The organism is Phenylobacterium sp., assembly GCF_030697305.1.
GTDB lineage: Bacteria > Pseudomonadota > Alphaproteobacteria > Caulobacterales > Caulobacteraceae > Phenylobacterium.
Genome location: NZ_JAUYQL010000018.1, coordinates 1 through 20716, shown reverse-complemented (window position 1 = coordinate 20716; position 20716 = coordinate 1). Strand labels below are relative to the sequence as shown.

24 protein-coding genes and 1 riboswitch are annotated in these 20716 nt (G+C 69.3%); of the genes, 12 read left to right on the top strand and 12 right to left on the bottom strand.

Annotated features, from left to right (window positions below; translation table 11 throughout):
* A partial coding sequence (gene ispH, locus Q8R27_RS01945; RefSeq protein ID WP_305697424.1) for a 4-hydroxy-3-methylbut-2-enyl diphosphate reductase occupies positions 1-726 on the bottom strand: 726 nt, incomplete at its 3' end.
* Positions 727-857: 131 nt separating this feature from the next.
* Here ispH and Q8R27_RS01940 point away from each other — a divergent pair.
* The 9 genes from Q8R27_RS01940 (at position 858) to Q8R27_RS01900 (ending at position 11575) form a co-directional block, all read left to right on the top strand.
* On the top strand, positions 858-1544 hold the full coding sequence (locus Q8R27_RS01940; RefSeq protein ID WP_305697423.1) for a Tat pathway signal sequence domain protein: 687 nt from the start codon (positions 858-860) through the stop codon (positions 1542-1544).
* Positions 1541-3325 carry an arginine--tRNA ligase gene (argS, locus tag Q8R27_RS01935; protein WP_305697422.1) on the top strand — a complete coding sequence of 595 codons (1785 nt, stop codon included), beginning with the start codon at positions 1541-1543 and terminating at the stop codon, positions 3323-3325. The genes Q8R27_RS01940 and argS overlap by 4 nt, the downstream gene beginning before the upstream one ends.
* A 46-nt stretch (positions 3326-3371) precedes the next feature.
* A complete protein-coding gene (locus Q8R27_RS01930) occupies positions 3372-4775 on the top strand; it encodes an MFS transporter (RefSeq protein WP_305697421.1) in 1404 nt (467 codons plus the stop codon).
* Between the two features lie 43 nt (positions 4776-4818).
* Positions 4819-6222 carry an MFS transporter gene (locus tag Q8R27_RS01925; RefSeq protein WP_305697420.1) on the top strand — a complete coding sequence of 468 codons (1404 nt, stop codon included), beginning with the start codon at positions 4819-4821 and terminating at the stop codon, positions 6220-6222.
* Positions 6223-6302: 80 nt separating this feature from the next.
* Positions 6303-6393, top strand: a riboswitch (glycine riboswitch).
* Between the two features lie 163 nt (positions 6394-6556).
* A complete protein-coding gene (gene gcvT / locus Q8R27_RS01920) occupies positions 6557-7720 on the top strand; it encodes a glycine cleavage system aminomethyltransferase GcvT (RefSeq protein ID WP_305697419.1) in 1164 nt (387 codons plus the stop codon).
* A 14-nt stretch (positions 7721-7734) separates the two neighbouring features.
* On the top strand, positions 7735-8100 hold the full coding sequence (gene gcvH / locus Q8R27_RS01915; protein ID WP_305697418.1) for a glycine cleavage system protein GcvH: 366 nt from the start codon (positions 7735-7737) through the stop codon (positions 8098-8100).
* Between the two features lies 1 nt (position 8101).
* Positions 8102-9448 (top strand): aminomethyl-transferring glycine dehydrogenase subunit GcvPA, encoded by a 1347-nt coding sequence (gene gcvPA, locus Q8R27_RS01910; RefSeq protein ID WP_305697417.1) that lies wholly within the window; start codon positions 8102-8104, stop codon positions 9446-9448.
* Positions 9445-11025 carry an aminomethyl-transferring glycine dehydrogenase subunit GcvPB gene (gcvPB, locus tag Q8R27_RS01905; RefSeq protein WP_305697416.1) on the top strand — a complete coding sequence of 527 codons (1581 nt, stop codon included), beginning with the start codon at positions 9445-9447 and terminating at the stop codon, positions 11023-11025. Before gcvPA ends, gcvPB begins: the two co-directional genes overlap by 4 nt.
* Positions 11026-11152: 127 nt before the next feature.
* Complete coding sequence (locus tag Q8R27_RS01900) at positions 11153-11575, top strand: PGPGW domain-containing protein (protein ID WP_305594903.1); 423 nt, start codon at positions 11153-11155, stop codon at positions 11573-11575.
* 39 nt (positions 11576-11614) lie between these two features.
* On the opposite strand, the gene Q8R27_RS01895 is transcribed toward Q8R27_RS01900, so the two are convergent.
* From Q8R27_RS01895 to Q8R27_RS01860, 8 genes are all read right to left on the bottom strand, one after another.
* The gene (locus tag Q8R27_RS01895; protein WP_305594904.1) at positions 11615-12121 is read right to left on the bottom strand and encodes an ATP F0F1 synthase subunit B; all 507 of its coding nucleotides are present in this window, start codon (positions 12119-12121) and stop codon (positions 11615-11617) included.
* A gap of 1 nt (position 12122) precedes the next feature.
* Positions 12123-12662, bottom strand: a complete 540-nt coding sequence (locus Q8R27_RS01890; RefSeq protein WP_305697415.1) for a hypothetical protein — start codon at positions 12660-12662, stop codon at positions 12123-12125.
* Between the two features lie 21 nt (positions 12663-12683).
* A complete protein-coding gene (locus Q8R27_RS01885) occupies positions 12684-12908 on the bottom strand; it encodes a F0F1 ATP synthase subunit C (RefSeq protein WP_305594906.1) in 225 nt (74 codons plus the stop codon).
* A gap of 48 nt (positions 12909-12956) precedes the next feature.
* Positions 12957-13781, bottom strand: a complete 825-nt coding sequence (locus tag Q8R27_RS01880; RefSeq protein ID WP_305594907.1) for a F0F1 ATP synthase subunit A — start codon at positions 13779-13781, stop codon at positions 12957-12959.
* Between the two features lie 11 nt (positions 13782-13792).
* Positions 13793-14143, bottom strand: coding sequence for an AtpZ/AtpI family protein (locus Q8R27_RS01875; protein WP_305697414.1), 351 nt, complete (start codon positions 14141-14143; stop codon positions 13793-13795).
* Between the two features lie 158 nt (positions 14144-14301).
* Positions 14302-15651 (bottom strand): ATP-binding protein, encoded by a 1350-nt coding sequence (locus Q8R27_RS01870; protein WP_305697413.1) that lies wholly within the window; start codon positions 15649-15651, stop codon positions 14302-14304.
* Positions 15651-16352, bottom strand: a complete 702-nt coding sequence (locus Q8R27_RS01865) for a response regulator (protein WP_371134633.1) — start codon at positions 16350-16352, stop codon at positions 15651-15653. The genes Q8R27_RS01870 and Q8R27_RS01865 overlap by 1 nt, the downstream gene beginning before the upstream one ends.
* A gap of 5 nt (positions 16353-16357) precedes the next feature.
* Positions 16358-16846: a MarR family winged helix-turn-helix transcriptional regulator gene (locus Q8R27_RS01860; protein WP_305697411.1), complete on the bottom strand. Its 489-nt coding sequence runs from the start codon at positions 16844-16846 to the stop codon at positions 16358-16360.
* Between the two features lie 77 nt (positions 16847-16923).
* Between Q8R27_RS01860 and Q8R27_RS01855 the strand changes: the two genes are divergently transcribed.
* Both Q8R27_RS01855 and Q8R27_RS01850 read left to right on the top strand, forming a co-directional pair.
* Positions 16924-17814, top strand: a complete 891-nt coding sequence (locus tag Q8R27_RS01855) for a branched-chain amino acid aminotransferase (protein WP_305697410.1) — start codon at positions 16924-16926, stop codon at positions 17812-17814.
* A gap of 75 nt (positions 17815-17889) precedes the next feature.
* Positions 17890-18072: a YegP family protein gene (locus Q8R27_RS01850; protein ID WP_305596512.1), complete on the top strand. Its 183-nt coding sequence runs from the start codon at positions 17890-17892 to the stop codon at positions 18070-18072.
* 180 nt (positions 18073-18252) lie between these two features.
* Here the strand turns inward: Q8R27_RS01850 and Q8R27_RS01845 are convergent, their stop codons facing one another.
* From Q8R27_RS01845 to Q8R27_RS01835, 3 genes are all read right to left on the bottom strand, one after another.
* Positions 18253-18663: a hypothetical protein gene (locus Q8R27_RS01845; protein ID WP_305697409.1), complete on the bottom strand. Its 411-nt coding sequence runs from the start codon at positions 18661-18663 to the stop codon at positions 18253-18255.
* A gap of 151 nt (positions 18664-18814) precedes the next feature.
* Positions 18815-19162, bottom strand: a complete 348-nt coding sequence (gene folB / locus Q8R27_RS01840) for a dihydroneopterin aldolase (protein ID WP_305697425.1) — start codon at positions 19160-19162, stop codon at positions 18815-18817.
* A 72-nt stretch (positions 19163-19234) separates the two neighbouring features.
* A complete protein-coding gene (locus tag Q8R27_RS01835) occupies positions 19235-19978 on the bottom strand; it encodes an SDR family oxidoreductase (RefSeq protein WP_305697408.1) in 744 nt (247 codons plus the stop codon).
* Between the two features lie 251 nt (positions 19979-20229).
* Here Q8R27_RS01835 and Q8R27_RS01830 point away from each other — a divergent pair.
* Positions 20230-20716, top strand: a 487-nt coding sequence (locus tag Q8R27_RS01830; RefSeq protein ID WP_305697407.1) for an aldehyde dehydrogenase family protein, incomplete at its 3' end; no start/stop codon positions are given.

The following is a 20716-nucleotide window of genomic DNA, read 5'->3' as shown; positions in this document are numbered from 1 at the left end:
CACTTCGACGAGGCGAACGGAGTTCGACGATTCCGGCGCACCGACGACGATCATCGCATCGACATGCGGCGCCACCCGCTTCACCGCTTCCTGGCGGTTGGTGGTGGCGTAGCAGATGTCTTCCTTGTGGGGCGCGGCGATCTGCGGAAAGCGGCGGCGCAGGGTCTCGACGATCTCGGCGGTGTCGTCGACCGAAAGCGTGGTCTGGGTGACGAAGGCCACATTGGCCGGGTCGCGGGGCGTGTAGGCGGCCGCATCGGCGACCGATTCGATGAGCTGCACCGCGCCGTCCGGGAGCTGGCCCATGGTGCCCACCACCTCCGGGTGGCCGGCGTGGCCGATCAGCAGGATCTCGCGGCCCGTCTCGTGATGGCGTTGGGCCTCCACATGCACCTTGGAGACCAGAGGGCAGGTGGCGTCGAGGAACAGCATCTTGCGGTCGCGGGCCTGCGCCGGCACCGACTTGGGCACGCCGTGGGCGGAGAACACCACCGGCCGGTCGAGCGGGCATTCGTCCAGCTCCTCGACGAACACCGCGCCCAGCGCGCGCAACCGCTCGACCACGTGACGATTGTGGACGATCTCGTGGCGGACGTAGACGGGCGCGCCGTACTTCTCGATGGCGCGTTCGACGATCTGGATCGCCCGGTCGACGCCGGCGCAGAATCCGCGCGGACTGGCCAGTCTGATCTTGAGGGGGCGACGGGGCGGCGCGGACGGGATCATCGGCGCAAACTAGTCGGCGAAGGGCTTCGCCGCCAGCCGCGTTGCAGCCTCAATCGATTGGCTTTACTAGACGCCTCGAACCGTGGGCGCGCATGCGTCGTGCGCCGCTCCCCCAGCTCTGGACGCCTCCCATGCGCCGCTTCCTGATTCCCGCCATCGCCCTGGCCGTCGCGGCGACTTCGGTCCCGCATCTGGCGCTCGCCCAGGGACGCGACCGCGGCGACGACCAACGACAGGAAGAAGCCGCGGCCAAGAAGCGCAAGCAGAAGGAAGAGTGGAGCGACGTCCAGGCGCCGCTGCCGCAACTGCGCAACGCCGGACCTTGCCCGTTCGTGAAGGTGCTGTACGACGCCGCCCGCTACACCGAATTCAAGGAAGGCCGCGAGGCCTCGGCCAACGTCGGCTACACCGGCGAGGTGCAGGGCATCTCGGCGACGTGTTCGTACAAGGACGCCGAGCCGATCGACGTGGCCATGCAGGTGCTGTTCGAGCTCGGCAAGGGTCCGCAAGCCGAGGGCCGGACGAAGTCCTACCGCTACTGGGTGGCGGTGACGCAGCGCAACCAGTCGGTGATCACCAAACAGTTCTTCGACCTGCCGGTGACGTTCCCGGAAGGCCAGGACCGGGTCTACATCACGGACAAGATCAACCACATCATCATCCCGCGTGCGGCCATGACCACCAGCGGGGCCAACTTCGAAGTGCTGATCGGCTTCGACGTGACGCCGCAGATGGCGGCGTTCAACCGGGAGGGAAAGCGCTTCCGCGTGAACGTCGGCGCGGTAGCCGCCGCCGGGGACGCCGCCGCGCGCCAATGAGCGATCTAAAACGGGGCCTCTCGGAGGTCGTCGCCCAGGCCTTCGCCGACGCAGGCCTGCCGCCAGAGCTCGGCCGCGTCACCGCCTCCGACCGCCCTGACCTCGCAGACTTCCAGTCGAACGGCGCCCTGGCTGCGGCCAAGGCCGCGCGGCGCAATCCGCGAGAGCTGGCGACCCAGGTGGCCGAGCGGCTGGCAGGTGACGCGCGGATCGCGGCCGTGGAGGTCGCGGGACCCGGGTTCATCAACCTGAAGGTCAGCGACGACGCGCTGTCGGCCCGCGCTCAGCAGATCGCCACGGAGCCGCTGGCCGGCGCCTCAGCGGTCGAGGCGGTGCGGCGGGTGATCGTCGACTACGGCGGCCCGAACGTCGCCAAGCCGATGCACGTCGGCCACCTGCGTTCGTCGATCATCGGGGAGTCGATCAAGCGCATCTATCGGTTCCGCGGCGACAACGTGGTCGGCGACGCCCACTTCGGCGACTGGGGCTTCCAGATGGGGCTGCTGATCGGCGCGGTCACCGACGAGCAGCCGCAGATCGCCGCGGTGGTCGAGGCGCTGAACGCCGGCCAGTCGGTGGACGACGAGGCGGTTCGCGCGGCCATGGGCGCAGTGGATCTGGCCGACCTCGACCGGCTCTACCCAGCCGCCGCGGGGCGCGCGAAAGAAGATATCGAGTACCGGGAACGGGCGCGGCGCCTGACCGCTGCGCTGCAGGCCCGCACGCCTGGCTATCATCGGCTGTGGCTGCACTTCCATGACGTGACCCGCGTGGCGCTGGAGCGCGACTTCCACGCGCTCGGCGTCGACTTCGACCTGTGGAAGGGCGAGAGCGATGTCGAGGACCTGATCGACCCGATGGTCGACGACCTGGCCTCCAAGGGCCTGCTGGTGGACGACCAGGGCGCGCGGATCATCCGGGTGGTGCGCGAAGGCGACAAGCGCGAGCTGCCGCCGCTGCTGGTGGTCTCGTCCGAGGGCTCGGCGATGTACGGCACCACCGACCTGGCGACGATCCTCGATCGGAAGACCAGCTTCGATCCCGCCCTTGCGATCTATTGCGTCGACCAGCGCCAGGCCGACCACTTCGAGGTGGTGTTCCGCGCCGCGGTGATGGCCGGGTTCGCCGAGGAGGGCGGGCTGGAGCACGTGGGCTTCGGCACCATGAACGGCGCCGACGGGAAGCCCTTCAAGACCCGCGAGGGCGGGGTGCTGAAGCTCAACGACCTGATCGAAATGGCCAGGACCAAGGCCCGCGAGCGGTTGCATGAGGCTGGTCTGGGCGCGGAACTGGACGCCGCGGCGTTCGAGGACACCGCGCACAAGGTGGCCGTCGCGGCGCTGAAGTTCGCCGACCTGCAGAACTTCCGCGGCACCTCCTACGTGTTCGACCTGGACAGGTTCACCAGCTTCGAGGGCAAGACCGGGCCTTACCTGCTGTACCAGGCGGTGCGGGTGAAATCGCTGCTGCGCCGGGCGGCCGATGAGGGCGTCGCCGCAGGGCCGATCCGCATCATCGAGCCGGCCGAACGCGAGCTGGCCCTGACCCTCGACGCCTTCGACGCCGCCGTGGCCGAAGCCTACGACAAGAAGGCGCCGAACCACGTGGCCGAGCACGCCTACCGGCTGGCCCAGTCGTTCTCGCGCTTCTACGCCGCCTGCCCGATCATGGGCGCGGAGCCCGACGTGCGCGCCTCCAGGTTGGCGCTGGCTCAGGCGATGCTGCGGCAACTGGAACAGGCGCTGGACCTGCTGGGATTCTCCGCGCCGGAGCGGATGTAGCCGCAAGGCTTCGACAAGCACGGGCAGGCTCGGCTAGACCTTGCCCATGAGCGTGGGCGAAACCACACCGGGGGAGGCTGGGAGTTGGCGCGACCTGTTGGTCGGGCCGCTGGCGGCGCGATTCGCGCTGATCATCGCCGGCGTCTGGTTGAACGCCGCCGACGCCCTGATGAGCACCACGATCATGCCGTCGGTCGGCAAGGCGCTGGGCGGCTACGAATTCTTCAGCTGGGCGACCGCGGGCTACATGGTCGGCGCGATCGTCGCCGGCGCGACGGCCGGGCGGCTGTCGGCGCGCATCGGGTTGAAGGCCGGCATGACCCTGGCCGGCCTGACCTACGGCCTGGGCTGCGTGGCCAGCGCCATTGGGCCGGATATCGCCTGGTTCCTGGGCGGGCGGTTGGTGCAGGGGATCGGCGCGGGCTGGATCGCGGGCTTTTGCTACGCCGCGATCGGGGCGCTGTTTCCGGCCCGCCATCTTGCGCGGGTGTTCGCCGCGACGTCGGGGGTGTGGGGCGTGGCGACCTTGCTGGGCCCGCTGATCGGCGGCGCCTTCGCCGACGCGGGGTTCTGGCGCGGCGCCTTCTGGGCGTTCGCGGCGCAGTCCGTGCTGTTCGTCGGCGCTGCGCTCTGGCTGCTGCGCCGGGAGGGCGCGCGCAACGAGGCTCCGCCGATCGCCGTGCCGCAACTGGCGCTGGTGGTGGCCGGCGTCTGCGCGATCGGCGCGGCCGATGTCGTCGGTTTGGTGTGGGCGCAGTGCGTCCTGGTCGTCGCCGGGCTGGGCCTGCTCGCCTGGGCGCTGATGCTGGGCGCGCATGCGCCGGCGAGCCTGTTTCCCCGCAGCGCTTCGGACCTGCGCACGGTGGTGGGCGCGGGCTACTTCGCCTTCTTCGTGCAGGCAGCGGCCTCGATCGGCTTCAGTGTCTACGGCCCCGCGTTCCTGCAATCGCTGCACGGCCTGGGCGCGCTCAGCGCCGGCTACATGATCGGACTGGAGGCGATCGGCTGGACGGCGGCGGCGCTGGTGGTCTCGAACCTGGACGAGAAGCATCACGGGATGCTGATCCGCTGGGGCGGCGCGCTGGTGGCTGTGGCCGTCGCCTGGCTCGCTTGGGCCATGCGCTATGGCGACCTTGTCGCGTGCGCGGCGGGCGCTGTGCTGCTGGGGGTCGCGCAAGGCCTCTCCTACGCCTTCATGAGCCAGAAGGTGCTGGGCGCCGCGCCGCCGGAGGAACGCGAAGTGGCGTCCGCCGGCATTCCGACCGTGCGGCTGATCGGCAATGCGGCCGGAGCGGTGCTGGCCGGCGCGCTGGTCAACCTTCTTGGCGGCGAAGCGGGCCTCACCCGTGCTGGCGCCGAGGCCTCGGCGGTGTGGGTGTTCGCCAGCGCCCTGCCGTTCGCGTTGGTCGGTGTCTGGGGCGCGTGGCGGCTGACGAAGACTGAGCGCTAGGGCCCGCGCGACAAACCGATGGCGGCTCGGCTACAGCTTGGAAATGAGCGAATCGGCGCGGGACGAAGCAGGCAGTTGGCGCGAGGTGCTCACCGGGTCGCTGGCGCCGCGTTTCGCGCTGATCCTGCTGGGCGTGTGGCTGAACGCCGCCGACACCCTGGTGGCTGTCACCGTGATGCCCTCGGTGGGCCGCGACCTGGGCGGGTTCGCCTATTTCAGCTGGGCGACCGCCGGCTACGTCATGGGCGCGTTGCTCGCCGGAGCCACGGCGGGCCAGCTCGCCACGCGACTTGGCCTGCGCCTCGCCATGTGCGGCGCGGGCGGCGTCTATGCGGTCGGCTGCGCGCTCAGCGCGGCCTCCCCGGACATGTTCGCCTTCCTGGCGGGCCGGCTGGTGCAGGGATTGGGCGCTGGCTGGCTGATGGGTTTCTGCTACGCGGCGATCGGTTCGCTGTTCCCGGCAAGGCTGCTGGCCCGGGTTTTCGGAGCGCTGACCACGGTATGGGGTGTCGCCACCTTGCTCGGGCCGATGGTGGGCGGCCTGTTCGCGGAGGCGGGTTTCTGGCGCGGCGCGTTCTGGTCGTTCGGCGGCCAGGCGCTGGTGTTCATCCTGATCGCCGCACTCCTGCTGAAGAACGACGCGCCCCGGCCGGAGCGGCGCCCCCTGGCCTGGGGTCAGCTCGCGCTGATCGCCGGCGGCGTGGTCTGCATTGGCGTGGCCGACATGACCGGCGGCGTCGCGGCCACCTTTGCGATGATCGCGCTGGGCCTGGGCCTGCTGATCGTCGCGATCCGCTTGGGCCGCACCGCGGTTGGCGGCCTGTTCCCGCGCAGCGCTTCAGATATCCGCCACCCGGTCGGGGCGGGCTATCTGGCCTTCGTCGCCCAGTGCGCCTGTTCCATCGCCTTCTACATCTACGCCCCCGCCACGCTTCAGGCGGTGCACGGTCTGGGGCCGCTGGCGGCGGGATATCTGACCGCGCTGGGTTCGCTGTCGTGGAGCATCGTAGGTCTCGGCGTTGCAGGACTTCGCGACCGTTGGCACGGGCCGGCGATCCGCGCCGGCGGGCTGATGATCCTGGCGGCTGTCGCCCTGTTCGTGTGGGTGGTGCCCCACGGACCGGTGGCCGCGATCGCCGCCGCGGCGATGCTCATGGGCTCGGGGTTCGGGATCTCATACGCCTTCATCAATCGCAGGATCATCGCCGCCGCGCCGGCTGACGACCGGGCTCTGGCGTCGGCGGGCGTGCCTTCGGCGAGGCTGCTGGGCAACGCCGCCGGCGCTGGACTGGCAGGCGCTGTCGCCAACATGATGGGCATGCGCCACGGACTGAGCGCCGAGAGCGCGCTGGCGGCGTCTCCCTGGATCTTCGCCGCCGTCGTGCCGCTGGCGGTCGTGGGCGCCTGGGCCTCCTGGCGGGTGGGATCGCCGCGGCTCGAGGGCTGATTTGCAGGCGCCTGCTGCATTTCGCCCTGCGTGCCCTCGTGGCGCGTTGACTCCGCCGGGGCGATCCGTGAGGTTCCTCCTCGACTCTCGCGGGAGATACCGGGGACCACCTCCGGAGCCGAAGGCGCAACCGCCCCGGAAACGCTCAGGCAAAAGGACCGCGCAGGGCTGATGAACGCTGGAAAGCAGCCGTCGACGTGCGGCTCGCCGAAGGAGCAGGGGGCCGGCCTTTAGACCAAGGGCCGACCTGAAATCTCTCAGGCTCAAGGACAGCGGGGGCAAGGCGCGCGCGGGCGATCCCGTGGGCGTCGGAATCATCAGCCGGAGTCCGTCCTTGCCGCCGACCAGCCTTCTCGATCTGAAATCCACGCCGTTGACCGCGGCCCACGAAGCGCTGGGCGCGCGGATGGTGGAGTTCGGCGGCTACGCCATGCCGGTCCAGTATCCCGATAGGGTGCTGAAGGAGCACCTGTGGACCCGCGAGCACGCTGGCCTGTTCGACGTCTCGCACATGGGGCCGGCGTTCCTGCGATTGAGCAGGACGACCGGCGATCCTGACGCTGACCATGCGGCGATCGCCGCTCTGCTGGAGCCGTTGATCAGCGGCGATATCCGTGGCCTCGCGCCCGGCCGGCTCCGCTACACCCTGCTGCTGGGCGAGGACGGCGGCGTACTCGATGACCTGATGGTCGGGCGGCCCCGCGAGGCGGGCCTGCAGGGTGTGCTGCACCTGGTAGTCAATGCGGGAACCAAGGAGGCCGACTTCGCCCGAATCGCCGCCGCCGTGCAGGGGCAAGCGACTCTGACCCGCGCCGACACCGGCGGCCTTCTGGCGCTGCAGGGACCCGAGGCGGCGGCCGTGGTGGGCAGCCTGATCCCCCAGGCGGCTTCGATGTCGTTCATGAGCCTGGCCCGCATCGAGGCCGGCGATCAGGAGGCCTGGGTGTCGCGCTCGGGCTACACCGGCGAGGACGGCTTCGAGATCCTCAGCGCGGCTTTCCCGACCCAACAGCTCTGGGAGATCCTGCTGTCCGACCCGCGCGTGCGGCCGATCGGGCTAGGTGCGCGCGATTCGCTCCGGCTCGAGGCGGGCCTGCCGCTGTATGGCCACGACCTGGACGAAAGCGTCTCGCCGATCGAGGCGAACCTCGGCTTCGCGGTGTCGCGCAAGCGGGTGAAGGCGGGCGCGATGCGTGGTGCTGTGCGGATCGCGCGCGAGCTGGCCGAGGGACCGGCCCGCGTCCGTGTCGGCCTGAGCGTGGTGGGCGCGCCGGCCCGCGAGGGCGCGGAGATCGCCGGCGCAGACGGCCTTATCGTCGGACGTGTGACCTCCGGCGGCTTCAGCCCGAGCCTCGGGCGACCGATCGCCATGGGCTTCGTTCCGCCCGCCCTGTCGCAACCCGGAACCGCCTTGCACGTCATCGTCAGGGGCAAGCCGCAGGCCTGCGAGGTCACGGAACTGCCCTTCGTCCCCCATCGCTACGTGCGCGCCGTCTGAAGGAGATCTGCCCCATGCGTTTCACCAAGGATCACGAGTGGGTCGTCCTGGACGGCGACGTCGCCACCATCGGCATCACCGCCTACGCCGCCGAGCAACTGGGCGACGTGGTGTTCGTCGAGGTGCCGGAGGTCGGCCGCAAGCTCACGCCCGGCGACGGACTGGCGGTGGTCGAGAGCGTCAAGGCGGCGTCCGACGTCTACTCGCCGCTGGCCGGCGAGGTGACCGAAGCCAACACCGCACTCACCGGCCAGCCCGACGTGGTCAACGCCTCGCCGGAGGGCGAGGGCTGGTTCGCCAAACTGAAGATCGCCGATGTCGCCGCCTTCGAGGCGCTGATGGATCGCGCGGCTTACGAAGACTACCTGGGGACGCTCTGAGATGCGCTACCTGCCGCTGACGCCCGCCGACCGGTCGGAGATGCTGGCCGTGATCGGTGCGGCCTCGATCGACGAGCTGTTCGCCGACGTGCCGCAGGCCGCCCGCCACGTTGACCTGTTCGATCTGCCGCTGCACGCCGGCGAGATCGAGGTCGAGCGGGAGCTGGCGCGGCTCGCGGCGCGGAACCGCCCGGGCGGCGCAGGCCCGTTCTTCTGCGGGGCCGGCGCCTATCGCCATCACGTGCCGGCCACTGTCGACCACCTGATCCAGCGTTCTGAATTCCTGACCAGCTATACGCCGTACCAGCCGGAGATCGCCCAAGGCACGCTACAGGTGCTGTTCGAGTTCCAGACCCAGGTGGCTGTGCTCACCGGCCTGCAGGTCGCCAACGCCTCGATGTACGACGGCTCCACGGCCTGCGCCGAAGCGGTGATGATGGCCCAGCGGGTGACCCGTCGAAAAGGCGCAGTGCTTTCGGGCGGCCTGCATCCGCATTATGCGGCGACCACGCGGACCATCGCCCACGCCGAAGGCATGGACATCAACTGCCTGCCGGCGGCGATCGACGCGGAGGCCGCCGTGATCGCGGCGATCGGTCCGGACACCGCCTGCGTGGTGGTGCAGACGCCCAACGTGTTCGGGGTCGCCACCGACGTCACCGCCATCGGCGAAGCCGCGCATGCGGCCGGCGCGCTGCTGGTGGTGGTGACGACAGAGGCGGTGTCGTTCGGCCTGCTGAAGTCGCCGGGCGAGATGGGGGCGGATATCGCTGTCGCCGAGGGCCAGTCGATCGGGGTGGGCCTGAATTTCGGCGGCCCCTACGTCGGCCTGTTCGCGGCGCGCGAGGCTCTGGTACGGCAGATGCCGGGCCGGCTGTGCGGCGAGACGGTGGACGCCGACGGGCGGCGCGGCTTCGTGCTGACGCTGTCGACGCGCGAGCAGCACATCCGCCGCGAAAAGGCGACGTCGAACATCTGCACCAACTCCGGCCTCTGCGCCCTGGCGTTCTCGATCCACATGTCGCTGCTGGGCGAGGCGGGCCTGCGGGGCTTGGCCGAGATCAACCACAGCCTGGCGCGCGAACTGAAGGCGGCGCTGGAGACCGTGCCGGGGGTCGAGGTGCTGAGCCCGCGGTTCTTCAACGAACTGGCTGTGCGCACCCCTGTGCCGGCCGAGGTGTTGGTCGAGTCGTTGCTGGCGGACGGGATCGTCGCCGGCGTGCCGTTCGCGCGTTTGGACCCGACGGCGGGTCTGGACGACGTGCTGCTGATCGCCGTCACCGAGACGGTCACCAGTGAAGACATCGCCGAACTGGCCGGCGCGCTGAAGCGGAGGATCGCGGCATGACCATGCTCAACGTCGGACGCCCGACCCGGCCCGAGGCCGTCGAGATGGATACGCACACCTCGCTGAACGGCGGGCGTGGATTGCTGCAGGACGAGGGCCTGCTGTTCGAGGTGGGCCGCCCCGACCGGACCGGCGTGGACCTGGAACCCGCCGAGCTGGACGCGTCCGACCTGGGAGATCTGGTGCGCACGGCGCCGATCGGGCTGGCGGGGCTGTCGGAGCCGGAGGCCGTGCGCCACTACGTGCGGCTGAGCCAGAAGAACCACGCCATCGACCTGGCGCTCTATCCGCTCGGCTCGTGCACCATGAAGCACAATCCGCGCCTGAACGAGAAGATGGCGAGGCTGGCCGGTTTCGCTGATCTGCATCCGCTGCAACCCCAGTCGACAGTGCAGGGCGCACTGGCGCTGATGGATCGGCTGGCCCACTGGCTGAAGACACTGACCGGCATGCCGGCGGTGGCGCTGTCCCCGAAGGCCGGCGCGCACGGAGAGCTCTGCGGCCTGCTTGCGATCCGCGCGGCGCACGAATCGCGCGGCGACGCAGCCCGCAGGCGGGTGCTGACGCCCACGTCGGCGCACGGCACCAACCCGGCGACGGCGGCCTTTGTCGGCTATCAGGTCACCGAGATCGGCCAGACCGAGGATGGCCGCGTCGACCTTGCCGACCTTGCCGCCAAGCTGGGCCCCGACGTGGCCGCGATCATGGTGACCAACCCGAACACTTGTGGCCTGTTCGAGCGCGACATCGTCGAGATCGCCCGGCTGACCCATGAGGCGGGGGCGTATTTCTACTGCGACGGCGCCAACTTCAACGCGATTGTAGGGCGGGTGCGGCCGGGGGACCTGGGCGTCGACGCCATGCATATCAACCTGCACAAGACCTTCTCCACGCCGCACGGCGGCGGTGGGCCGGGCGCCGGGCCGGTGGTGCTGTCCGAGGCGCTGGCGCGCTTTGCGCCCGCCCCCTGGATCGTGCACGGGCCGGAGGGCCTGCGCCTTGAGGAGGAAGCGAGAGGCGAGGCGGCTGACGCCTTTGGCCGGATGAGCGCGTTCCATGGCCAGATGGGCATGTTCGTGCGGGCCTACGCCTACATGCTGAGTCACGGGGCCGACGGCCTGCGCCAGGTGGCCGAGGACGCGGTGCTGAACGCCAACTACGTCAAGGCCAGGCTGCAGGGCGCGATGACGCCGGCGTTCCCGGTTGGGCCCTGCATGCACGAGGCGCTGTTCGACGACACCTGGCTGGAGGGGACGGGGATCACCACGCTCGACTTCGCCAAGGCGATGATCGACGAGGGCTTCCACCCGATGACCATGTATTTCCCGCTGGTGGTGCACGGCGCGATGCTGATCGAGCCGACCGAGACGGAGTCACGCGCCGAACTCGACCGGTTCTGCGAAGCGCTGCTGGCGCTGGCTCAGGCGGCGAAGGCGGGCGATGTGGATCGCTTCAAGGGGGCGCCGTTCCTGGCTCCGCTGCGCAGGCTCGACGAGACCCTGGCCGCGCGCAAGCCACGACTGGCGTGGCACCCAGAGCCCACAGCTGTGGCGCCGGCGCCTCAGGTGATCGAATAGAGGACAAACTGCACAAATTAACCCGCGGTTGTCTTTACGATTCACAGGTCCGGTCTCATATCAGCATCACGCGGTTGCGACCTGACCTCCCCCTCAGAGGCGCGGACGCGTAGATCAGGTTCCTTCCGTGTCCCTAACCCTCACCATGCCGCGCGCGCGCAACTATGCCTCCGATGACGTCGCTCGCGAGCTTGTCGCCCGTGTTCTGCGCCCGTTGCTGGTCCTGTTGGGCGTGCTCGTGATCATGGCCGGCGTCGCCATCGCGCCGCTGCCGGGTCCTGGCGGCCTGCCGGTGATCGTCGTTGGCCTGATGCTGGTTCTGCGCAATTCATTCAAGGCGCGCAGGCACTTCGTGCGCTTCCAGCGGGCCCACCCGAAGATGGTGTTCCCGATTCGGCGGCTGCTGCGGCGCGAGCCGGAGGTGTTGCCTGTGGCCTGGCAACAGACGCTGCGGATCGAGCGGCTGGTTCTGCCCCGTCGCTTGCGTTTCGTGGTCCGCAGCCGGCGCTATTTCCGCCGCCGGCGACTACGCCGGGCGGAACAAGCCTAGGATTTCCCTCAGACGCGCCGGCGTGCGGCGCGGGCGCCCTCAGTGTGAGGGGAACGCGCGTCCGCCGAGCTGGCCCAGCGCGCTGTCCACCAGCGGGTCGGTCTTGGCCTCGGCCAGGCGCCGCGTCAGCACCGTCTCGGCGATCTCGGCCGCCAGTTCGGCGGCGGCGGCCTTCACGTCAGCTTGGGCCTGAGCTTCGGCGGTGGCTATGCGGCGTTCGGCGAGCTGGCCGCGACGCTGGATCTGCTCGGCGAGCTTCACCTGGGCCTCCGCCTTGAGGCGCTCGGCTTCTTCCTTGGCGGCGATGAGGGTTGCTTCGGCCTGACGGCCGGCCTCTTCGCGCTGGGTCTTGATCTGGTCGAGCAGGGCCTGAGCCTCGGTGCGCAGGGCGGCGGCTTCGTCGAGCTGCGCCTGGACCTTGCGGCCGCTCTCGCCCAAAGCGTTCCACGCCAGCTTGTGGACGCCGGCGCGCGCCAGCACGCCTAGGAAGATCACGAAGGCGACGCCCACCCAGAAGTGGGAGTCGGTCAGCAGTTCCTGGATCATCCTACCCTCTCGCCGCGTCGGCGGCGGCCATCTCGGCGGAGGTCGCCGCGCGGCCGGTCAGCTTCTCGATGATCGCCTCGGCAGTCTCCGTGGCGATGCCGCGCACATTGACCATCGCCTGCTCGCGCGCGAGCGCGATGCCGGCCTCGGCCGACCCCGTGGTCTCGGCGAGTTTGGCTTCCTCGGCGGCCAGGACAGCGGCGACTTCGGCCTGAGCCTGGGCGCGCGCCTCCTGGGCGACCTTCTGAGCCTGGGCCCGGCCCTGGGCCCGCTGCGTCGCGGCCTCCTGGGCTTGAGTCTCGGCTTCGGACTTCAGGCGGCGGGCCTCGGCCACGTCGCCGCTGATCCGGTCCTCACGCTGGGCGATGGTGCCGCCAAGCCGCGGGACCGCGAACAGCCGCATGAACGCCAGGACCACCAGGAAGATGATCAGCAGCCATACGATCTGTCCCGGCCACCAGGTCGGGTCGAACTGGGGAAGGCCGCCGGAGCCGCCTTCGTGGCCCGGCGCGCCCGCGCCCTCGTGGGTTTCGGTCGCCATCGGCTTGGCTTCTTACGCGCCCTAGACGAAGCGCAGCAGCAGCGCGACCACGAGGGCGAAGATGCCCATCGACTCGGTCAGCGCCATGCCGAGGAACAGCATCGGCTGCTGGCTGGCGGCGGCCGCGGGGTTGCGGATGGCGGCTTGCAGATAGTTGCCGAAGAGGATGCCGAGACCGGCGCCCGCGCCGATCATGCCCATCGTAGCCAGGCCGGCGCCGATGTACTTGGCGGCTTCAACTTCCATGATTTCAGTCCTCTTTAGAGATGCAATGTGCAGGGGTGAATGAAGGCGTCAGTGGCCGTGGCCGAAGTTGACGACTTCGTTGATGTAGACGGTGGCCAGAGCGGCGAACACGAACGCCTGAAGGAAGGCGACGATCAGCTCCAGGCCGGTGAGGGCGACGATCATGCCCAGCGACAGGGCCGAGCCGACGAAGCCCAGGGTGGCGATGCCCCCCGACAGGCCGACGATGCCGAGCGCCACGACGAAGCTGCCGAAGATGCTCATCACCACGTGACCGCCCAGCATGTTGCCGAACAACCGCATGGCCAGCGTCAGCGGCCGTGCGAAGTACGAGACCATCTCGATCGGCACCATGAAGATCAGCAGCGGCAGCGGCATGCCTGACGGCACGAACAGCTTCACGAAGCCCGGGCCGTTCTTCACGAAGCCGAGGATCAGGCAGGACAGGAAGGTGAGCAGCGCCAGTGTCGCGGTGACGGCGAGTTGCGCGGTGACGGTGAAGGTCCAGTTGAACCCGGCGAGGCTGCCGACCGACAGGATCACGCCCATCAGGTTGAAGGTCATGATCAGCATGAACAGGCTGAAGATGAAGGGAATGTAGGGCCGGCCCTTGGGTCCGATGATCGGGCCGACCAGCACGTTGTCGATGACGCCGTACAGCGACTCGGCCACGGCCTGGGCGCGGTTGGGCACCAGCTGGCCGCGCGCGGTGAGCAGCAGGAAGCCCATCACGATCAGCGCGCCGGTCATCATCGTCGCCACCGAATTGGTGATCGACAGGTCCAGCGCCATCCCGCCGATGTTGACGGGCGGAATGTCCACGAGCTTGTGGATCATGAATTGGTGCATCGGGTCGATGGCGGGCTGCGCCATGTTGTTCGGCCTCAATCGTTGTCGTCATCGTCGGGCACGCTGGGCAACGGCCCGGCCTTGTCCGACTCGGTCTTCGACCATCGCGCGGCGCCCTGGACGGCCACGTAGATGGAAAATCCAGTGCCCAGCAGCAGTCCCGCCACCAGGCCCAGCGGCGTCGTCCCGGCGAAATGATCGAATAGCCAGCCGAAGCCCGCGCCGCCGAACACCCCGCCCACCACTTCGGCGAGGAAGCGGTAACCCTGGCCCATCGCACGTTGAGCCGTGAAGCTCGCCTTGCGCTCGCGTCCGGTCTCGAACGCGCCCAATCGCTTGTCGAGGCGCTTGAGGGCCTCGTCTCTCGATTCGTCCGGCGTCGGCATGCGTCGGGAGGCCTCTTCGACCACGACGTGACCGCCGCAGCGGGGCTTTCAGTCGCGCGGAACCTACAGACGCGGGTGCAGTGCGTCAAGACTGCGTGAATTGGTCATAAATACAAGAAATTGCTGAAGGTTTTTCCAGAGCGAGGCTGCTGCGGCATTCAGCCCGGCAGCCGCACCACGGCGCGCAGGCCGCCCAACGGGGATCGGTCGAGGGTGATGTCGCCGCCATGGCCGCGGGCGACGTCGCGGGCGATGGCGAGGCCCAGGCCCACGCCCTTTTCATTCTGATTGCGCGCATCGTCCAGCCGATTGAACGCCTTGAAGGCGTCCTCGCGCTGCGCTTCGGGGATGCCGGGGCCGTCGTCGTCGACCAGGATTTCCACGCCGCCCTGGGGTCGGGCATGGGCGGAGACCTCCACGCGGTCTCCGTGCAAGGCGGCGTTCATCACCAGATTGGCCAGCGCCCGCTTCAGCGCCAGCGGCCTCACGCTGGCGGTGAGCGCGGGATCGGCGGCGATGCTGACCTGGGCGCCGACGCGGGCCGCCCCCTCGCCAACTTCCTCCATCATGCCGCGCAAGGCGACGACCTCGACCGCCTCGCCGCCCTCGCCGCGTGCGAAGGCGAGGTACTCGTCGATCATGTGTTCCATCTCGGCCAGGTCGCGCTTCATGCCGGCGGTGCGCTTGGAAGGCTCGGCCAGCGCGAGCTCCAGCTTCAGGCGGGTGAGCGGCGTGCGCAGGTCGTGGCTGACCGAGGCCAGCAGGGCGGTGCGTTGTTCGATGTAGCGCTGGATTCGCGAGCGCATGGCCAGGAAGGCGGCGGCGGCCTGGCGCACCTCGCGCGCGCCGGACGGTTTGAAGGTCTCGGCGTCGGCTCCCCTGCCGAACGCGTCGGCGGCCACCGCCAGCCGCTCGATGGCGCGCACCTGGTTGCGGATGAAAGCGATGGCGACGGCGGTCAGCAGCACGGTCGCCAGGGTCATCCACAAGACGAAGATGTGGCCGTTGGTGGCGAAGGCGCGGTCGCGGGGCGCGAGGATGCGCAGCACCCCGCCTTCGACTTTCACGCGGATGTCGACGTAGGCCGGATAGCGGGTGGTGTCGAACCAGAAGGGATCGTCCAGCCGGTCCGACAAGGCCTTCTGGATCGAGCGGTCGATAGGCGCGAACAGCGAGGACCGCCGGTTGGTGGGCAGGCTGCGCCCCGGCTGCAGCGCGACCGACAGGCCCATGGATTCCTCGGCGCGGCTGGACAGCTTGGCGAAAGCCGCGGGCCCTGGGTCGTCCCGGTAGCTCTCCACCGCCCAGGCGATATCGCCGGCCAGGCCTTGGGAGAGACGGCTGGTGACGGTCTGCCAGTGGGCGTCGAAGAACACATAGGTGACGGCGATCTGCATCAGCGCCACCGGCAGCACGATGATCAGCAGCGAACGGCCGAACAGCGAGCTCGGCAGCACCCGGCGCTTGATCCAGCGCGTGAAGTAGATCCAGGCGAGGCGCGGGCGCATCAGTCGGGGGCCAGTAGATAACCGACGCCGCGCACCGTCTGCAGGTAACGCGGCGCCTTCGGGTCGTCCTCGATCTTGCGGCGCAGGCGAGTGACCTGGACGTCGACGGCGCGGCCGGACGCGTCGACGGCGTCATGCGCCAGGTCGCCGCGTTCGACCGCCTGATGCGGGGTGCGGGCGAGGCGGCGCAGCAGGTCGACCTCGGACTCGGTGATACGCACGGCCGAGCCGTCGCAGACCAGCTCCCCACGGTCGGGGTCGAAGCTGCAGCGACCCAGCGCCAGCGTCCCGGCCGGGCGCGCGCGGCCCTGGGCGCGGCGCAGGATCGCCTCGATGCGCAGCAGCAGTTCCTCCGGCTCGAAGGGCTTGGCCAGATAGTCGTCGGCGCCGACCCGCAGGCCCTCGATACGGTCTTCCGCCAGGCCGCGGGCGGTGAGCATCAGCACTGGCGTGCCGCCGGAGCGCCCGCCGCGCTCGCGCACCCAGCGGGTCAGGGAATAGCCGTCCTCGCCGGGCATCATCACGTCGAGCACGGCCAGGTCGAACTCGAGGGTCTCCATCAGGCGGCGCGCCTGGGGGCCGCCAGGCGCGGCGGTGACCTTGAAGCCCGCACGGGTGAGATATTCCTTCAGCAATTCGCGGATGCGGTCGTCGTCGTCGACCACCAGCAGGTGGCGGGCGCCTTGGGCGGGTTCGGCCATCGACATCAGGCGATCCTCTCGGGGTCGGCGCTGCGGGTGCGCGCGCCTGCGAGCGCGGCCAGGATGCGGCGCGCGGCGGTCACCCCGTCCAGCCCGCCGGACCGATAGGCGCGGGCGAGCTGCGCGCGCAGCCGTTCGCTGACCCGCCCTTCGAATGCGGCGCCGGCCGCCGTGAGGGTCGCGCTGCGTCGCCGGCCGTCCAGTTCGCCGGCGGCCTTCTCGACGAAGCCGTGAGCCGCGAGGTCGACGAGGATGCGACTGGCGGCCTGTTTCGACAGGCTGGTGAGGTGGGCGAGTTCCTGCACGCCCAGGCCCGGGCGGCGGCGCAACAGGAAGGCGGCGCGCCAGTGCGAACGACCCAAGCCTGAGGAATCAGTCTCCAGCACGGCGTCAACGCCGGCCCACAAGGCGCTCTCCGCCAGCATCATCAGCTCGACCCCTGCGTCGAGTTCGTCCTCCCTCAGGATCAGTCTCGGATCGGCCCCTGCGCTCATAGGCCCAGTCCAAAATGTTTGACGCGGCGTCTCTTGCGGTCTGTAAGGGAATTGCCCTGAAAGGAGGCGAAAGCCCGATGAGTATCGTTCCCTTCGATGATCGCGACGGATGGATCTGGTTCGATGGCCAGTTTACGCCCTGGCGCGAGGCGAAGGTGCACGTACTGACCCACGGCCTGCACTATGCGTCGGCCGTGTTCGAAGGCGAGCGGATGTACGGTGGAGAGATCTACGAGCTGACGGCGCATACCGAGCGTCTGTTCAAGTCGGCGGAAATGCTCGACTTCGAAATCCCGTACACGGTGGCCGAGATCGACGAGGCCTGCAAGCAGACCTGCGCCAAGAACGGCCTCGACGACTGCTACGTCCGCCCGATCGCCTGGCGCGGCACCGAAATGATGGCGGTCTCCGCCCAGGACACCAAGATCCACGTGGCGATCGCCGTGTGGCCGTGGCCCAGCTATTTCGATCCCGAGGAAAAGGCCCGGGGCGTCCGCCTGGCCTGGGCCAAGTACAAACGGCCTTCACCCGAGACCGAACCGGTGCACGCCAAGGCCACCGGCCTTTACATGATCTGCACGGTGTCCAAGCATGCCGCAGAGCGTGACGGCTATGCGGACGCGATGATGCTGGACTGGCGCGGCTACATCGCCGAGTCGACCGGCGCCAACGTGTTCTTCGTGCGTGACGGCGCCCTGCACACGCCCACCCCCGACTGCTTCCTGAACGGCATCACCCGCCAGTCGGTGATCCGTCTGGCCAAGAGCCGCGGGATCGAGATCGTCGAGCGGCACATCCATCCGGACGAGCTGCCCAGCTTCTCGGAATGCTTCATCGTCGGCACCGCCGCCGAAGTGACGCCGGTCGCTTCCATCGGCGAACACCGGTTCACGCCGGGGCAGATCTCGCTGTCGCTGATGGACGAGTACGCGCGCATGGTGCGCAGGCAGACCACGGTCGCCGCCTGACGCTTCGCACGGCTTGACAGTGGGCCGGGAGGGTGGACCCTTCCGGCCTGTTGTCCGAGCCGGAAGGAGCCGTCGATGGCCTACAAGTTCGAGATCGTCAAAGACAAGGCGGGCGAATTCCGCGTCCGCTTCAAGGCCAGCAACGGCGAGCTGATGTTCGCCACCGAAGGCTATTCGTCGAAGGCCTCGGCGAAGAACGCCATCGCCTCGATCCAGAAGAACACACCAGACGCCGAGATCGACGACCAGACGGACTGAGCGCGGGCTCCTGGCGCGCATTTGTCCGTCTCCCGTTGTGGGGGAAGGACCTCGGCGCCGCCCCAATTGCCGCTCACCCCGGCGAAAGCCGGGGCCCAAGCTGAATTGCGGTTTGCGCGCGGACGGCCCGCTTGGGTCCCGACTTTCGTCGGGATGAGCGGGTGAAGGAAGCCGGGCCCGCTAGATCAGCCACGCCTTGGGGCGCGGGTAGGCTTCGCCGCGGGCAAGGTAGATCGAGCCGATCACCAGGCGGGCGATGAACCAGACGCCCAGCAGCGACAGGATGATCCATCCCAGCGCCACCACCGGCAGGCCGATCAAAACCAGCGAGAGCGGCAGGCCGACGATCACCAGCATCGAGCCGATCACCGCCCAGGCTATGCCCAGCCAGAAGGTGCCGATCAGGAAGTCGTAGTGGCTGCGGGTCGCGGCGTCGGCTTTGTCGCGGTTCACATAGGCCAGGATCAGGCCCAACAGGATGGTCACGCCGTTCGCCAGACCGATGAAATACAGCGCATAGGCGCTGGCCGGCAGCAGGCGACCGAATGTGGTCGGCGCGGGCAGGGGCTCGATGTGGACGGGTTCGCTCATGGCATCCTCTATGGCTCAGCCCCTAATGTGGGGACCCTTGCGCGCGGTGCAAATCGAGCGTTTCGAGGCGGTCATACCGGGTCCGGCCAGCAGCGCCCCTACCGGGTAGTTCGCTTAGCAAGTTCAGTATGTTGCTGCAGGGCCGACCAGGTCAGCCCCGGACCAGCGTGATCTCGACGCCGGCGGCCGCAGCGTCGGGCGCCAGAGCGAGAGGCTTTTCGACCCGCACGCGCGCACGGGTCACGCGCGGATCGGCGAGGCAGGCGCGGGCCAGCCGTTCGGCGAAGGCTTCGACCAGCAGGATGTGGCCCTCGGCGGCGACGGCGCGGGCGGCCTTGACCACCATCTCGTAGTTCACCGTATCGGCCAGTCGCTCGGCCCCGGCGGTGGGCGCATCCAGCTCGACGTCGACGATCAGCGGCTGCGAGCGTCCGCGCTCATGGCGATGAACGCCGATCTCCGCCTCGATCTTGATCCCGGTGACGAAGATCTTGGTCATCACCACGCGCAGGCTCGAGGCGGCGACGGTGTCGATGTCTGGGCGCGTTTGTGAGGACACTTGGGCGACCTTTCAGGTGCGCGCGGCGAGGTGCTGGCCAGCATCTACGGCGATCATCTGGCCAGTCACTGACGTAGCGTCAATCAGATAGCGCAACGCCTGGGCGATCTCGGCCGTGGCCACGGCACGGCGCAGCGGGGTCGCCGCAGCCTCGGCCGCGAAGGCCGCCGCATCCTGATGGATCGAGGCCAGCGTCGGACCAGGGCCGATGGCGTTGACCCGGACCCTGGGCGCCAAAGCCTTGGCCAGCATGCGCGTGGCCTCCCACAGGGCGGTCTTGGAAAGCGTGTAGCTGAAGAATTCCGGCGCCGGATCCCAGACCCGCTGGTCGAGGATGTTGACCACCTGGCCGGTGCGCGCGGCGGGCAGGCGCCGGGCGAACACCTGAGCCAGCACCAGCGGCGCGCGCAGGTTGGTCTCCATGTGCAGGTCCCACGACGCGCGGTTCATGCTGGAGAAGGCGTCATCCTCGAAGACGCTGGCGTTGTTGACCAGCAGAGTGACGGGGCCGAGTTCGCTCTCAGCGTCTCCGATCAGGGCGACGCTGCCGGCTTCCTGGCGCAGGTCGCAGGTGAGGATCGCGGAGCGGCGACCGCGGGCGCGCACCTCGGCGGCGGCGGCCTGGGCGTCGTCGTCGACGCTGCGGCAATGGATGGCGACGTCGAAGCCCGCGTCGGCGCAGGCGGCCGCCAGAGTGCGCCCGATACGGCGCGCGCCCCCGGTGACCAGCGCCGCGCCGCGCTCGGAGTCAGCCAAGGGGACGCTCCTGGGTCAGGTCAGTCCAGCCGACCGAATTCGTAGACGTTGAGCGCGCCGATCACCACGAGGAAGGCGACGACGATGCCGATAGCGACCATGGGTAAGGCTCCTTGTTGCCATCTGGGCTTTAGCGGCCTCGCCCTGCCGCCGCAAGTCGCGCACGCGCGTGCAGCGGGGGCTTTCGCGCGCTCTGTGCACGACTATGATGCGCGCCGCGGCGGGCGCCGCCCCGATGACGGAGAAGCACGATGCGCGAATACCTGAAGTTCCTGATCGACGGCCGCTGGGTTGAGCCCGTGACGCTGAAGACGCTGGATGTCGAGAACCCGGCCACCGAGCAGGTCTGCGGGCGCATCGCGCTGGGCTCGGCCGCCGACGTGGACGCCGCGGTGACGGCGGCCCGCAAGGCGTTTCCCGCTTGGTCGCAGACCAGCCGCGAGGAGCGTCTGGAAGTGCTGCAGCGCATCGTCGACGAATATCAGAAGCGCTTCGGTGACCTGGCCGACGCGGTGACCGAGGAGATGGGCGCGCCCGCGTCGCTGGCGCAACGTGCGCAGGTGCCGATCGGGCTGGGCCATCTGACCACCGCCATCGGCATCCTGAAGGACTTCGAGTTCGAGGAAGACCGCGGCGCGACGATGATCGTCAAGGAGCCGATCGGCGTATGCGGCTTCATCACGCCGTGGAACTGGCCGCTGAACCAGATCGTCTGCAAGGTGGCGCCGGCGCTGGCGG